This is a genomic window from Arthrobacter sp. NPDC080086 (assembly GCF_040702285.1).
The window spans coordinates 59,354-73,640 of the sequence record NZ_JBFBKP010000012.1; the positions used below are offsets into that span (position 1 = coordinate 59,354).

Annotated in this window: 13 protein-coding genes; 4 read left to right on the forward strand and 9 right to left on the reverse strand. The window is 61.3% G+C overall.

Features of this window, described 5'->3' with window-relative positions; translation table 11 throughout:
* Window positions 1-27 precede the first annotated feature (27 nt).
* Window positions 28-828, forward strand: coding sequence for a response regulator transcription factor (locus tag AB0305_RS06970; RefSeq protein WP_364138977.1), 801 nt, complete (start codon window positions 28-30; stop codon window positions 826-828).
* A gap of 186 nt (window positions 829-1,014) precedes the next feature.
* On the opposite strand, the gene AB0305_RS06975 is transcribed toward AB0305_RS06970, so the two are convergent.
* The gene (locus AB0305_RS06975; protein WP_364138978.1) at window positions 1,015-1,308 is read right to left on the reverse strand and encodes a hypothetical protein; all 294 of its coding nucleotides are present in this window, start codon (window positions 1,306-1,308) and stop codon (window positions 1,015-1,017) included.
* A gap of 622 nt (window positions 1,309-1,930) precedes the next feature.
* Between AB0305_RS06975 and AB0305_RS06980 the strand changes: the two genes are divergently transcribed.
* Together AB0305_RS06980 and AB0305_RS06985 are read left to right on the forward strand one after the other, a co-directional pair.
* Entirely contained in the window at window positions 1,931-2,512 is a 582-nt protein-coding gene (locus AB0305_RS06980) for a recombinase family protein (RefSeq protein WP_364138979.1), read from the forward strand.
* A gap of 189 nt (window positions 2,513-2,701) precedes the next feature.
* Window positions 2,702-3,328: an ANTAR domain-containing protein gene (locus tag AB0305_RS06985; protein ID WP_364138980.1), complete on the forward strand. Its 627-nt coding sequence runs from the start codon at window positions 2,702-2,704 to the stop codon at window positions 3,326-3,328.
* Window positions 3,329-3,340: 12 nt separating this feature from the next.
* Here the strand turns inward: AB0305_RS06985 and AB0305_RS06990 are convergent, their stop codons facing one another.
* From AB0305_RS06990 to AB0305_RS07005, 4 genes are all read right to left on the reverse strand, one after another.
* Window positions 3,341-3,754 (reverse strand): Lsr2 family protein, encoded by a 414-nt coding sequence (locus tag AB0305_RS06990; protein WP_366172252.1) that lies wholly within the window; start codon window positions 3,752-3,754, stop codon window positions 3,341-3,343.
* Window positions 3,755-4,027: 273 nt separating this feature from the next.
* Window positions 4,028-6,340, reverse strand: coding sequence for a hypothetical protein (locus AB0305_RS06995; RefSeq protein ID WP_364138983.1), 2,313 nt, complete (start codon window positions 6,338-6,340; stop codon window positions 4,028-4,030).
* The gene (locus AB0305_RS07000; protein WP_364138985.1) at window positions 6,337-8,280 is read right to left on the reverse strand and encodes a site-specific DNA-methyltransferase; all 1,944 of its coding nucleotides are present in this window, start codon (window positions 8,278-8,280) and stop codon (window positions 6,337-6,339) included. Before AB0305_RS07000 ends, AB0305_RS06995 begins: the two co-directional genes overlap by 4 nt.
* A gap of 601 nt (window positions 8,281-8,881) precedes the next feature.
* Window positions 8,882-10,225, reverse strand: a complete 1,344-nt coding sequence (locus AB0305_RS07005; protein WP_364138987.1) for a ParB/RepB/Spo0J family partition protein — start codon at window positions 10,223-10,225, stop codon at window positions 8,882-8,884.
* A gap of 398 nt (window positions 10,226-10,623) precedes the next feature.
* Here AB0305_RS07005 and AB0305_RS07010 point away from each other — a divergent pair, with 398 nt between their 5' ends.
* Window positions 10,624-10,842 carry a hypothetical protein gene (locus AB0305_RS07010; protein WP_364138989.1) on the forward strand — a complete coding sequence of 73 codons (219 nt, stop codon included), beginning with the start codon at window positions 10,624-10,626 and terminating at the stop codon, window positions 10,840-10,842.
* Window positions 10,843-10,934: 92 nt separating this feature from the next.
* Here the strand turns inward: AB0305_RS07010 and AB0305_RS07015 are convergent, their stop codons facing one another.
* From AB0305_RS07015 to AB0305_RS07030, 4 genes are all read right to left on the reverse strand, one after another.
* Window positions 10,935-11,084 carry a hypothetical protein gene (locus AB0305_RS07015; RefSeq protein ID WP_364138991.1) on the reverse strand — a complete coding sequence of 50 codons (150 nt, stop codon included), beginning with the start codon at window positions 11,082-11,084 and terminating at the stop codon, window positions 10,935-10,937.
* A gap of 166 nt (window positions 11,085-11,250) precedes the next feature.
* Window positions 11,251-12,228: a DUF4192 family protein gene (locus AB0305_RS07020; protein WP_364138993.1), complete on the reverse strand. Its 978-nt coding sequence runs from the start codon at window positions 12,226-12,228 to the stop codon at window positions 11,251-11,253.
* Window positions 12,229-12,779: 551 nt separating this feature from the next.
* Complete coding sequence (locus AB0305_RS07025) at window positions 12,780-13,454, reverse strand: DUF1345 domain-containing protein (protein WP_364138995.1); 675 nt, start codon at window positions 13,452-13,454, stop codon at window positions 12,780-12,782.
* 23 nt (window positions 13,455-13,477) lie between these two features.
* Window positions 13,478-14,287, reverse strand: an 810-nt coding sequence (locus AB0305_RS07030; RefSeq protein WP_364138996.1) for an FtsW/RodA/SpoVE family cell cycle protein, incomplete at its 5' end; no start/stop codon positions are given.

Here is a 14,287-nt window from a genome sequence, read left to right on the forward strand (position 1 = left end):
CGAACCTCATTTTGGAGAACGCTCCCCATGTCTTCCCGCCACACGCTGCCACGTGTCGAGACACCTGCTGTGCCAGCGGGCCCGGCCGCGCCATCCACCCCAGCCAGCCTGAAAGCCGCATCAGGTCCGGTCCTCATCATCCACCCGGGCCACGACGCGGCATCAACGGAGGTAGCCGGCGAACTCGCGGCCGCCGGATGGTCAATAACCACCCCCGGCCGGACCGGGTACCGGAAACCTTCCGCTGTCGTCTTCGACGTCACCGATCACAGCGAGACGAGTGCCACGCGCATCGCGCGGGCCCGAAAAACGAACCCCGGAGTGCCCTTCCTGTTCCTGACCACACGCGAAATCCTCCCCACCCTCCTCACGGCGGGCAGCCAGCCCGGGGACGACTACCTGCTCACACCCTTCACCCCCGGAGATGCCGAGTTGCGCCTGCGCTGGATTACCCGCCACGCCAACGCGGCCCTCTCACTCTCTGACCCCAAACTCACAGTTGGCGATCTGAACCTTCGCCCCCGATGGCTGCTGGCCCAAAGAGGTGACCACCGTATCCCCGTGACAAAAACTCAATGCGCGGTACTCGAGCTGCTGATGCAGAATCCAGGGAACGTCGTACGCAAAGACGAAATCGCAGACCACGTATGGCCCGACACCCCCGGCCGGAGCGGCACCAACGTCGAGCTCTACATTTCCTACCTTCGGAAGAAGATCAACGCCGCCGGACCACCGATGATCCACACCCTCCGCGGCGTCGGCTACCTGATCAAACCAGACCCAACAACCCCCCTCCGACCAGCGAAGAGGGCAATAACTGCCCGGTGAAGGTGCCCTAAGTGCTACGCCCTGCGGCCTCTCGGAACCCTGGGCTTTCGAGGCACTCAGGTTATGAGACACATTGATCGGACGTGGCCGGTGGTTCACTGTCCGTACATACAGGGATCCCCAAACGGACGTTATTCGGTTGGAACTGAAGACGGAGGCTTCCCACTGCCCTTTGAGATCCGGGTTCTAGTGGCCAATCGCGGTGTGTGCGGCGCCGAAAATGACGGCGACGATGAGAGCGGCAGACGCCAACGGGATAATCCATCGAGGCTTCTGTTCTCGCTTGATCCGGAACCGCAACACCCCTACGGATAGGGCCGCGGCTGATGCAAGGAGAACAAGATAGAGCGCCCACAGGAGGGGGCTTCCGGCCGAAACGGTCATAATGCCGTAGACGACAGCCCCCGTCATGAAGATGGCGGCTTGAGCGATACCTGGGACCAAATTGGGTGAGTCAGTGTGGTTGTGCGAAGCGGTCATTGTGTCATTTCCTTGATTCGGAGGCGCTGTGGTGGTCGGCGCCAAATTGAGCTCCGACCACCGGCACTGCGGGCCTCGTTAGCCAGTACAGCAGTTTTCTTCCCAGTAAGTACAGTGTCCTCCGATGCACCAGGTACACCACGCGGCCACGCACGCAAAACCCCACCAGAACGCTGCGGAGGGCGGAAGATCTTCCTGGGGTATCGGGCTGTCGTCCATGACGTGCAGGCTCGATGATGCGTCCATTATTCGGTCAATAATTCCCACAACGTGGACGCACCCCAGCGGAGACGCCGCCACTGCCGGCACCCGATGGCGGGTCGCCATTTGCGAGAACCCGGCTCTGACGGGCGGCATTGCGGACCCCGATTCATAGTGTCCCGTAGACCCCTCCCGCAAACCGCCCGGTGAAGGTGCGCTAACGCTGAACACCGCGGCGTCTCAAAACCCTTGGGATTCGAGACGTCTCACTGGACCTGGTCAGAGCAACGGCAATGACGGCCAACATTTCGCGGGATCTGGGGAAATTTCTCGGCCGCGGCGATTCTCATAACTACGTCTCGAAACCATCTGGTTGAATCGGTGTACTAAACGTTAGTTATGAGACACCTTGGGAGCCGGTATGGCGAAATTGATCGGCTACGCGCGCGTTTCGACGCGGCAGCAGTCCACGGACCGGCAGGAGGCAGACCTTTTGGCCGCCGACGTCAGACGGGATGACCTCTATATCGACCACGGTGTCTCCGGCGCCCGGTCATCGCGGCCGCAGTTCGACCGGGCACTAGAGGCCCTGGTCGAGGGTGACACCCTTGTCATCACCACGCTGGACCGGCTCGGGCGCTCAACGCAGAACATGCTCGCCTTCGCCGATGCTCTCCGGAGCCGCGGCGCCGGCCTCCGGGTCCTGAACCTGGGAGGGGGCGACGTCGATACCTCGACGCCGATGGGCTCAATGCTGTTCACCGTCATGGCTGCCCTCGCCCAGATGGAACACGAGATCAAACGCGAACGCGTCACGGACTCCATCAGCAAACGACGGCAAGCCGGGCTGGACCTAGGCGGCCGGCCCCGGAAGATCACCGACAGTCAGATCCGCAGTGCCTTGAGCCTGGTCGAGGGCGGCGCACCGGCGGCTCAAGTTGCCCGCGACCTCGGCATGTCCCGCGCGACGTTCTATCGACGCTCCCAGACCTTAATGCCGTAGGGAGCGCCTGCTCCACCGCAGATGGCTGAAGCGGCCCTGGTTCCGAAGCCGTTTTCCCGGTCTAGGAAGTCGCGTTCGGCCGGCTGCTGTTGGCTCGGTTTCTCAAGCTTTTGAAGTAGTTTCGGCCGCTATATCTTGATATTTCCAACCCGGCGGTGAGCCGGAGTCCTATGACAGAAACGGCGACGATTGTCTTCCAGCAGCCATCACCCTGGGGCCGGACCCGGGAGCGTCCCCAGCGGGGGCTTCCTCGGTAGCCCCGTTGGGTTCGTTGAGTACTACTTCAAGGACGGCGTCTTTCGCTGGTCCGACGAGTTGTACCGCATGTACGGCTACGAGCGGGGCGAAGTGGTCCCCACCATGGATATGGTCATGCCCCACATCGAGCCCGCAGACCGACCCAAAGTCCAGGCCTATTGGGAGCACGTGTCCACCCATGGCGGGCCGTCCTCCATTTACGTACCCATCCAGGACCGCAAGGGCCGGAAGCGCAGACTGCTTTACTCTGCCGACTACATCGTGGACGGGGACACACCTGTAGGGGTATGGGGTGTGGTCGTTGACGTCACCGCTGCCATCCACAAGGAACGTCACCAGCTGGCTACTGAAGCCATAGCGGCGACCGTCGCGAGTACAGCCCCCATCGAGCAAGCTAAAGGAATACTCATGGGGCGTACCGGAGTCAGTGCCGAAGATGCCTATGCCCTCATAGATCAACGGAGCAAAGAGACGGGCCGGACCGTTTATGAGATTGTCCGCGATGTAATACAAAGCGCGTCAGGGAAAGACCGAAAGCAGGAACGGCCACCGCTTTAACTCGCCGGCGGTCTAGTGGGCGTCGTTGTATGCCTCCATGATGTCCTGGCTGATGCGGCCCCTGGCGCTGGGGTTGTACCCGTTTGCCTCGGCCCACTCCCGGATCCGCTGCGTCTGTCCCCGGTTGGAGGTGCTGGCGGTGGTTTTCAGACCGGCTGAAGAGCTGCGGATTCGGCGGCCACCGGCGACGTAGGGGGCCAGCGCTTTCCGCAGCGCGGCCGCGTTATCTTCCGCCAGGTCAATTTCGTACTCGACATCGTCGAGGGCGAAACGAACGGATTCCTGGGCGTCTTCGCCCGAGATGTCGTCGATCAGCTGAACATGAACTTTGCGGGCCAATGGGATTCCTTCGCTCGAATTCGCGGTGCTGCTCCCCCATGCCAACGCCAGTCTAAGACTCCACACTATTTCAAACTCGAGGTTCACCTTCGCTCCTCCTGCCGATCGGGTCACGACGATTGCGAAGGTTGCCACTACGGAGGCGTTGATTAGGAGCGATCGTTCGGTCTGATGCGGGAAGAACACGCTAGTGTTCCGGCCCGCTGCGTCCACGCAGTTGACGATGTCCTCTCGTCGATTGGGTGCCACAGGATGGCCACGAGACTTGTCGTTATAAAGGCGCCGACCGATGACGACGGAAAGTACGGACAATGCCGAAGGCCTTGGCTGTTGATTTTGGTGAGAGAGGGCTCACCTGCTCTAGCCCACCATGTATGCCACCGCGGAATCAATCGTAGGGAAATGCTGCGCACGTCTGCTTCCATCGGACTTCAGCCCCCAAAGCGTGCAGCCATCGTTACTCAGCTTCTCAAAGGCCGAGTTAAACTCCCCTGGCGTCGCAAACCTGATTTTAAGGCTGGCAGTCGTATCGTTCCGCGACTGTACCGTGAGCAGTTTTCGTCCGGCCTCGCCCTGCAGGATGTGGGGTGCTTTGGTATCCACACAGATGACGCTCTCCGCAGTCCAAACAACAAAGTCTGGATAAAAGTTTGAGGTGTCCCCTACTGACACCAAGGGGATGCCATACCCGCTACGCGGGGGGTTGCGGAACCAGGTGTTCCCGGTCTTGTCTAAAGCGCGCGCGTATGCACGTTCGAGGTCATTCAGATCCTCGTAGCCCCCATGCAGGGCATTCGTGAACTTCTCAAACTCCCCGTCCCTGATCAGTATGGGACCAACGACGAAGGGGTTTGGCTTGCGCTGCACAAGGTGGACGTTCTCAACGTATGCCTGTACTACGCGGCGAGCTAGGTCTTTGATTTGATCGAACGCTTTGCTGCCCACTCCGATAGAAACATCAAACCGTTCGTCTGCTGTGCTGGCTACATCGAGGGCACGCGGAAAGAGACGAAGCACTTCCCGGTGGAAGATCCAGCGCGCTGATACCTTGTTTGACTCCTCGTAGTCTTCCCAATCCTGCACGGTTTGAGTGCCAGCCCCTACTGTCTGGTATACGAGCTGCCGGCTGCCGATCCCGGTCGTGTTCTTGACCGAGTCGCTGTAGTCAAGCATTTTCGACAAAAGAGTTTCGACGGGTAAAACCGCGTCTTGGGAGCTTAGGGCCGTCCGGGGTATCTCCCTACGCAGCTTCGGCTTTAGTTCCCTTGGCCTGCTGGAGCCAGGAGCGGCGGCAATAATTCTGATCTCGGGGGCATCTTGACCGAGCCTTGAATCGACCTCGCTCAGCACATCGCTGAACGTTTCATTGCGATCTACGCGGACATAGAAATGTGCTGTATTCAATCGCTCGGGCGCGTAATGACTTGCCCCGGGTTGCCTCAGAACCCGTCCGATAACCTGCGTGATCTGCACATTGGATTCCATCGCCTTATCGACGTATGCGAAGTAGACGTCAGGATCGTCCCACCCCTCCTGCAGGGTCAGGTTGAAGATGATGTGTCGATACTTGCCGGCAGTGAAGTCGGCATAGTCCTTTTCGCCTCCCCCAAAGAGGATGAATTCAGGAGGAAGCGGGTAGTTCTTATGGACATCGAGGTTCGAGTACACGGCGATCTCACTTGCGTCGACGCCACACTGTTCGGTGAGGTATCGCCAGATCAGGATCGGCGGGGCCTGCCTCTGTCCAAATGGCTGCTGTGGGTTGTCTTTACGGAAGGCATCGTCGGCCAAAACGTTGGTTTTACTGACGTAAATCGCCTTCGGCAAGGTATCAATGCCGTATTCAAGGGCGTCCTTCTCAGCCTCCCGCATGTCGGCCAACATGGCCGTAATGGTCTCCTCCATGGGGCTTTTGTAGCCAGCCAGTAGAATCGTACTTTTTACGAGCCCTTGAGAAACCACAGTTGTCGACTGCACGGAAGTGACAAGCCATTCATCGCTCCTGCCCGATCTTCTTAGGTGGTCGATCTCTTGGACCATCAGCTGGGGCAGGCGCATCGTCGCGCTGGCCAGCAGGAAGGCGTCAGGCTGTTGCGTTAACAGAAGGTCCGTCTGTTGCTCGGAAAGGTTTTGTGCTTCGTCATAGACAACGAACAGCGGCCTTCGGACGCCGTCCGAGTTCTTGCGTTCTGCCAGAGCAGCCCAGGTCGACGTTCCAGTGGTGTCGATATCGGCCTTGAAAATGTTGCGGTTGCCACCTTCCATGTCCTTTTGATTGAAGGTGCCGACTGTTGCGAAGAAGACTGAGGGCTCGTCCGCCACTTCCACGTCTGCAGGGTCGTATTCACTGAGCAGCCTGACCGTTGCGCCGCCAAGCAGATGATTGTATTTGCCGCCATTGGAGAGGTTCGCATAGCTCTGTTCAACGACGACGCGACCCTTGGAGAGCCACAGGATGATGGGGGCAACAGTAAGGGGGGCGGCCATCTGCCTTACAGCATCGGCCAGAATAACCGTCTTACCAGCACCCGTAAGCGCCGCCAGGGATTGAAAAAACGGTACTGACTGCGGATTATTTTTCGTACCCTTTAGAACCTCGTTACCCTGATATTCAAGAAACCGGTCTGCGATCTGCGAGGACGCCTGGCGTTGGAACTGGAAAAGATCTATCACTGCGCTGCTCCCTGGTCCGTGTAAGCCTCGGTCCTCATATCCAATCCGAAGTCGATTAGTATCTGGTCAGGAATCCTGTAAAACCTCACATCCTCGGTCCCGAACAAGTTGTACCTCGCATAGACGTTGTATATCGGCTCCAATTTTGCTCGGCTGCCTTCCGCCACACACGCTTCGTAGACTTCTTCGGTGAGGTCGGTATTGCCATCGGGGCCATCCCACACCAGGTAGAAACCATGCCGATCTCCGTTTCGGGCGACCAGATACTGATAGTTCGGGTCCTCATACGGAACCAAGGATGTCCCACGTCGGCGGCCCGAGTCGTGATGCGAGGCTATGACGGTATCCAGCATCTCGTCACGTTCCATCCGAAGGACGGCCTTGGCGTCCACCGTTTTGGTAAGCGTCTTGAAAGCGAATCCGCCACCCAGCGGTTGGCCCTTCCCATTGGCCCAATCCCCAGTTATGACGCGCTTCAGTCTTTCTGCCGTAAGCGTCCTGGCATAGGAATCGCCCTTTAGCGGCCGGCCCTGTTCTATAAGAATGAACCTTCTGTCCGCCCCGGTAGTCGCATTAAGTGCGAGCACAGCATGACCCGTTGTGCCTGATCCTGCGAACGGATCCATAATGAGCCCGTCCGGAGGGCACCAGAGTTGGATGATCTGCTGCATGAGCATGAGAGGTTTCACAGTCTCAAAGCTGTGACCCTTCCCAACCACTGCATCGAGTTCACGAATACCAGTCTGGCTGTGTCCCACAGTTTCATGTTCCCAAGAAACCGAACCGAGCTCTTCGGGCATGGCATCAAAATCCACGTCCGCCCAATACGTCATGGGGACTATCCCCTTCTTGACCTTTTCAAGGTAGCGCTTCCGGTTTGGACGCCCGTGACCCTCTTTTCCAAACCACAACTCGGGCCAAACTTCGTTGTCCCGGACCTTTTCGGCGGCAATCCTGGCCCGCTCAAGGACGCTGGGTTCAATACTGCCGTCCGCTCTCATGCCTTTGAGCACAAGGGCCGGGGACGGGGCATGGTCATGCAGGTCTACTGTCTGGTACTGGGAACCCCATTCCTCCAGCCATTTCTTCATACGCGCCCTGCTAGCGGCCCAGCAGCGGCCTTCAGGCGGGTATTGCACCTCGCCTGTGAAGGGGTTCTGTATCCCATACACCTGGCCGGCATGGGTTGAAGCACCCATGGCGGTGGCGTTATCTACTCGCCAGAGTCCCTGAAGGTCGTTGTCAGGATTCCTGTATTTCGCGTCGGTAGAAGCCCCGCGCTCCAACAACCCGGTCTTCACGTACTCAGCATTGCGCGCGTACACGAGCACATACTCCGTGGCTGTGGAGACGTTACCGTCGTGGCTCTTAGGCGCATATGCCTTTTGCCAGTTAATGATGGCCAGCCGGTTCTTTTCGCCAAAAAGTTCATCGAGCATCTGACCCAGATGGAATAACTCCCGGTGGTCGATACAGATGGCGAGGACCCCGGATTGCTTCAGCATTGAGTGCATCATCTGCAAGCGCGGATACATAAACTTCATCCACTTGGTGTGACGGGCCGGATCCTCGTAACTGACGAAATCGCCGAGGCCGGGGTCGTTTGGATTCTCGTCCCATCTGTCGTTGTACCTGAAGTCGTTGCCAGTGTTATAAGGAGGATCGGTGACAATCAAGTCGACCTGCCCTCGCCACCGATACAGCGATGCCAGGGCCTGAAGGTTATCGCCCTCCAAAAGCAAATTATCCGACTGATCTTCCGGACTGCCTTCAGAGAGCCCTGCAACCCTCCGCTGCACTTTTGGCCGGACTAAACGAGAAATTCGCCGTGCTTGCTGCTTGCCAGTAAACGAGAGATTTACGCCTGCGCCGGTCTTCTCCTGGATGATTTCAATCAGCTGCTCGACGCTAAGTAGCTCAAGGTCTTGTAAGCCGTCCATGGAGTTTTTCCTTCAAATGGTAAATCGCTGAGGCCATCCGGCCCGAGCTCCGATTAAACGCGACGCGGACCGACCTCTAGCGCGAAGCAGGAGTGGCGCCGACCCTAAGTCATTAGATCAGGGGCCTCAGACTATCTCGAATCCCCCACCGTTCGGCGATTTCGCCATCTGGTCCCGTTAGAGGCGAACACATCACGCGCGACCGTCTGTTGAGGCCGATGACGTGAACAACCCAAGACTCTTCGACGATCCACTATTCGTTGCATGCGCTGGCCATCAACCAACACCTACTCTGGAGGCGGTTGATATTGCCGTGCGGGCAGCGCCGCCGCAGCCTGGTACAACTTCGTTCACTGTCGCGCGGCTGGTGAATGGACGGCTGCGTGGTCGCGGCAAATGGCGGTCCGTCGCTGGTGAGTGGCCGCTGTGGTTCGCCCTGGGCGGCGGACCGCCCGACGTGCGGGAGGTTCCTCGCCCCTGTTGGGGTCAGTGGCCGGGCAGTTGCGATAAGGGGACGATCCAGCCGCCCGGCCTTCCACCCTTTCGGGTGGAAGGGCCTGGCTTCTGCATTGGGGGTTTCAGTCACCCGGCCTAAGCCGGACTATTCGCCCTCGGTGGTGTGCTTGTCAATGATGATCTGCTCCACGGCACTGGCCGTGTACCCCCACTGGGTGAGCTGGTTCAGGTAGTCGAAGTGCCGCTTCTCGGCGGAGCGCCATGAGTCTTTCTGGATGGTCTTCTCGTATCCGGCGCAGATGAGGGCGATCAGGGAGAACTCGGGCCGTGCGGTGGTTTTGTCGGTGTGGTCCCGGAGCGGGTTCCAGCCCCACCGGTCGGTGTCCTCGCCGGTCTTGGTCCCGAGCATTTCGCTGGCAACCTTGCCGTCGTAGCCGCTGGCGGTCTCGGAGTAGTGGGTGATGGCGTGGACGGTGAAGTACTGCCAGCCCTTCGGCGCGGTCTTGCGTGACAGGAGGGTCTTGATGAACTCGCGGCGGACTTTGGTCGCGCTCTCCATCTCGCGGTTGCTCGCGATCAGGGTCTTGCGCTCGGCTTTCTGGTCATCGGTCATCGGCCCCTTCTGGGCCTGGGTGCCGCCGTCGTACCGCTTGTACCTCGACACGAAGCCCAGCTCTTTCCAGCCGGTGATGACGGGTTCGGCGTTGTGCTTTCCCCGGTAGTCGGTGCTGATTCTGTAGGCGTTGGCGTCCTCGTCGGTGGCCGCTTCCCCGTCGGCACGCTTGGCGGCGCTGACGTACAGGTTCTCGTCCTCGTCGTAGTACCCGGCGGCCTCCACGATGGTCTTTCCCGCCGCCTCGAGCTCGACAACGAGCGCGGCGCGTGCGGCTTCGCTGGCCCGGCGGTCGCGCAGGAGCTGTGCGACGTGCAGGAGCTGGTCGGCTTCGTCCGCGAGCACGGACTCCAATTCCTCGGTGGCGTCTTCGTCGCCTTCAAATTCGGCCATGATGAGCGCTTCATCGATGGTGTAGCCCTTGCCCAGGGCGGCGGCTCCGGCGTCGGAGGCTTTAGCCTTCAGTGCGCCCTCGACGGTGGTTTTGGTCCGTCCGGTCTTCTTGGCGATCGTGGCGGCCGAGATGCCGATAAGGGACAGCTGGTGGTAGGCGTCTGCTTCGTCCGCTTCGGTCAGCTCGGTGCGCTGGATGTTCTCCACGACCTGGGTCACGATGCGTTCGGCCTCCTCGGGGGATTCGATGATCATCACCGGAATCAGGGTCCGGGCGGCTTCGACGGCGGCGCGGGTGCGGCGCTGGCCCATCAGGACGTGCACGGTGCCGTCCTCCTTGCGGTGGGCGATGACCGGTTCCATGACGCCGTGTTCTTTGATGCTGACGATGAAGTCGGCGGTCAGGGCCGCGTCTTTGCGGACGTTGATGTCGACGGTCAGGGTGGCGGGGTCGAGCATTTCGAGGGTCGGGTTGGTGGTCATGGTGTTGCTCCTTTTTGCCCAAGGATTCGGTGGGTGGGGCGGCTCAGGTGACCGGCCAGCGTCCCCTTTCCCCCGTTGTTTTTTGGCTGCTGGCGGAGCTTGCGGAGCTGTGCCCGACGGAGGCCTGTCTACCGAAGGCAAGGGGCAGGAAATTCCCTCAAGGAAATAAGCGACGAAGGAGCGCCGGAGGGAAATTCCCGCACCGCAGGCCCCGGAGGAACGACAGGGGCTAGACGGGCTGGAGCGGGCACGTACGATCCGAAGGACAGCAGCCAAAAAACGTCGAAGACGCAAGGTACAGGCCAGGGCAGCCGGAGCTCTGCGACGCAAGGCACTGGACCCAACAGCCGGCCGCGCCAGCGGACGACCGATCTGGTCTTTAGTTCTACGCTGGGGGCATGGGCAACGTAGACCTGGGACATTCGCCCGCGCATCGGCCCCGGCAGCGGTGGCCGCTGGCGCTGGCGGTGGTCTTCACCGTGGCCTTTGTGGGGGCACTGGCCCTGGTTGCTGTCGATCTGGCTGTGGGCCGGCCTTTGGCCGGCGACCTGTTCGTGGCCGGCCTGAACGGCGCGGTGGCCGCGGCGCTGTGGGCGTTGCGGGCACGAGGGTTTTAAAAGCGAAGGCGCCGACACGATTGCTCGTGCCGGCGCCTTCTGTTTTCCCTCTGCAAAGGAAATCTGTGGGGCAGCGTCTCGCTGCCTGGTCGTTAGAAGTTGTGGTGTTCCTGGGCCCATTCGGTATCGACCGGGCCGATCTTTTCGCCGGCGGTGAGCAGGCTGAGTTCCAGGGTGTCCTCGGCCAGGCTGGGGTTGGCGGGCCGGGCGTCGTCCTTGGTCATGGTGAATTCGTGGCTCATGGTGGCGCTCCCCCGCGTTGGTGCCGTGTTCGTCCCTCCACTTTAGCCGGGATCTGTGTCTGATTCCTGGATCCGGTGGCTGCGCCCGCGCGAGCGTATGGGCGGCCGGAGGAGCGCAAAAGGACGGCCCGGGTCATTCGATCCCAGGGCCGTCCTTGTTTCGTGCCTAGATCATGCGGCGCTTGTAGGAGGTTTCGACGTTCCGGGCGACTTCGGCGATGGTGCCGCGGTTGATCAGTTCCTGCAGGAGGACCGCGAGCCGGAAGCCGGGGACGTCGTTGGCGGCGTGCTTGAGGTAGCGGATGGCGCCGGTAGCGTTGCCTTTGAGCCATTCCAGCCAGCCCATCAGGGTCAGCATGGGGGCCCGCTGGCCTGCCGGGACTGCTTTCATCAGTTCGAAGGCCATTGCTTCGGCGCGGTCGATGCGGTCCCAGTCGGGGCGGCCGGTGAATTTGCCGAGCATAACGTCAGCGAAGCTGCCGTTGTGGGTGGTGATGGTCTCCCGGAACATGAAGTCCCGGATGAACTTGTTCTGGAACGCGGCCGCGAGGTCCCGGGCGCTTTGGCCGTCCGGGGTCGCGGTGCCGTCCAGCAGCACTGCCCACGCCTCGCACGCTGCCTCGGTCTGGGCCTCGGTGCCTTCGGGGGCTTCGACGCGCAGCGCCCAGGTTCCCAGCAGGGCGGGGTTGTAGACGTCGATGTCGGTGGCGCTGCCCAGGTAGGTCAGGGCGGCGTTGGCCTGGCTGTCGGTTATCTCGTCCAGCGGGTGGTTCTCGTCGGTGCCGAATTCGGCCCAGTGGGTCGAGGTGACGAGCCAGACGTTTCGCACGGGCATCCGGGCCGCTGCGAGTTCGTTGACCAGGGCCGCGACGTGCGCGGCGTAGGGGTAGCCGTCCGGGTCTTCGTCGGTGTAGACGATGACGTAGGACGCGGTCGCTTCCTCGTCGTTGGCCGCGTGGCTGGTCAGGGTCTGTGCGTAGGCCACCGGTTCGGTGTACTCCGGGGCGTCTACCCGCAGGGTCGCGCCCAGTGCGCCCGCCCGGGCGGTGAGGACGACGAACGACTCTGTGGGCGTGGTGCCCAGCAGGTGCGGGACGGCGGCGATCAGGTCGGCGGGGCCATTGAGGTTCAGCTTCTCGTTCATGGTGTTGCTCCTTTTGCAGAGGATCCGGTGGGTGGGGCGGCTCAGGTGACCGACCAGCTCCCCCTCTCCCCCCGTTGTTTTTTGGCTGCTGGCGGAGCTTGCGGAGCTGTGCCCGACGGAGGCCTGTCTACCGAAGGCAAGGTGCGGGAAATTCCCGGAGGAAATAAGCGACGAAGGAGCGCCGGAGGGAAATTCCTGCACCGCAGGCCCCGGAGGAACGAAGGGGCTAGACGGGCCGGAGCGGGCACGTACGATCCGAAGGACAGCAGCCAAAAAACGTCGAAGACGTCAGAACAGGGCCAGGGCAGCCGGAGCTCTGCGACGCAAGGCACTGGACCCAACAGCCGGCCGCGCCAGCGGACGACCGCTTGGATGCGAGCCCTGCGAGCATGCTCTTTCCCCCACGGTCTGTTGCACCACTCCCCGCATTGCCGGCCATCGGTCCGATCCTCGACAGCTTCGTTGCCACCTCTCGTGGGACTTCGCGCATTTCCAGCCCCCTAAAAAGGGCAGCAGGTTGTATGTGGGCCGATCGGATGGCGCAGCAGTTCTTAGTGGATCAGCCCGGACACAAGGTTGATGGTGGTCGCGAGGACAATTGCGCCCAGAAGATAGGACAGGAGCGCCTGACGGAGCACCGTAGTGCGGATTGCATCGCTGTTCAGGTCAGTGTCGGAGACCTGGAAGGTCATGCCGACAGTAAAGGCGAGGTAGGCGAAATCCGCGTACCGGGGCTGTTTAGTCTCGTTGAAGTCAACCCCCGCCTTGTCACGATAGTAGATGGAGGCGTACCGGAGCGTGAAAAGAGTGTGGACGAGGAACCATGAGAGCGCCACACTCGCGAGGGCCATGGCAATGACGGCAGCCTTGGTGCCCCCCTGGGCATCGGCGGCATCCATCAGGATCAGAGCTACCCCGGCGAAGCTGGCGATGGTGGCCGTGAGGACCAAGGCATCCGAGCCCGCACGTCCCGGATCTTCGCGCCGCGCGTGGGCGGCTGTGGCAGCTGACTGGAGCCGCCCGATGACGGCCCACACCCAGACCAGGTAGGTCAGCGAGGCCACGGCCCAGCCCACGGCAGGGGCGTAGGTCCAGGACTTCAACAGTCCGACCGCGAGGGCGGTCACCAATCCGACAACGATCATTACTGCCACCCGGAGCCTGGAGTGGTGTGCCGAGGTGTCGAAGTTCAGTTCGGGGTCGGTGGACGCGCGCATATCAGTCATTTCCGTATTTTCCCTTTTAGATGTCATTTTTTGGCCTTCGCACCCCGTTGGGCGGGCGCGAGAGGGCCGGGTTCAGGCGAAACGGTGTGAGGGTTTCTGGTGACGGCGAGGATCATGCCGATGCCGGCGAGGGAGGACACCATCGCGGAGCCGCCGTAGGAGATGAACGGCAGGGGCACGCCGATCACCGGGAGCAGCCCGCTGACCATGGCGATGTTGATGACGGCCTGTCCGATGATCCAGGTGACGACGCTGCAGGAGAGGACCCGGGCGAAGGTCCCTTCGGTCCGGGCGATGGTCTTGAAGATCGCGACGGCGAGCACGGCGAAGAGTGCCAGCACCAGCAGGGTGCCGGCGAACCCGAGTTCCTCACCCAGGATGGTGAAGATGAAGTCGTTGTGCGCCTCCGGGATCCAGTTCCACTTCTGCCGGCTCTGGCCCAGGCCGGTGCCGAACCAGCCGCCGGAGGCCAGGGCGTACTGGCCGTTCAGCGCCTGATACCCGAGCCCTTGCGAGTCATCGGCGGAGCCGCCCCCGAGCCAGGACGAGATCCGGCCCATGCGGTTGCCGCTGGTGGCGGCGAGGATCAGCGCCGCGACAGCTGATGCGCCTCCTGATATGTAGATCACTTTCATGGGCACCTGGCCGTAGTACAGGGTGGCGGCGAGGATGAGCATGACAATCATGGTGGTGCCGAGGTCGTGGCCCAGGGCGACGAGGCCCATGATGATGCCTCCCACGGGCAGCAGGGGGACGACGGCGTGTTTCCACTGGCCGAGGAGCTTCTGCTTGCGGGTCAGGATGTCGGCGGCCCAGACGATGAGGGCGAGCTT

Excerpts from the sequence above, each read along its gene's own strand:
- AB0305_RS07020 (WP_364138993.1), bottom strand. The coding sequence starts at position 12,228 with ATGAACGAGAAGCTGAACCTCAATGGCCCCGCCGACCTGATCGCCGCC.
- AB0305_RS07005 (WP_364138987.1), bottom strand. The coding sequence starts at position 10,225 with ATGACCACCAACCCGACCCTCGAAATGCTCGACCCCGCCACCCTGACC.
- AB0305_RS07025 (WP_364138995.1), bottom strand. The coding sequence starts at position 13,454 with ATGACTGATATGCGCGCGTCCACCGACCCCGAACTGAACTTCGACACC.
- AB0305_RS07010 (WP_364138989.1), top strand. The coding sequence starts at position 10,624 with ATGGGCAACGTAGACCTGGGACATTCGCCCGCGCATCGGCCCCGGCAG.
- AB0305_RS06980 (WP_364138979.1), top strand. The coding sequence starts at position 1,931 with ATGGCGAAATTGATCGGCTACGCGCGCGTTTCGACGCGGCAGCAGTCC.
- AB0305_RS06975 (WP_364138978.1), bottom strand. The coding sequence starts at position 1,308 with ATGACCGCTTCGCACAACCACACTGACTCACCCAATTTGGTCCCAGGT.
- AB0305_RS07015 (WP_364138991.1), bottom strand. The coding sequence starts at position 11,084 with ATGAGCCACGAATTCACCATGACCAAGGACGACGCCCGGCCCGCCAAC.
- AB0305_RS06970 (WP_364138977.1), top strand. The coding sequence starts at position 28 with ATGTCTTCCCGCCACACGCTGCCACGTGTCGAGACACCTGCTGTGCCA.
- AB0305_RS07000 (WP_364138985.1), bottom strand. The coding sequence starts at position 8,280 with ATGGACGGCTTACAAGACCTTGAGCTACTTAGCGTCGAGCAGCTGATT.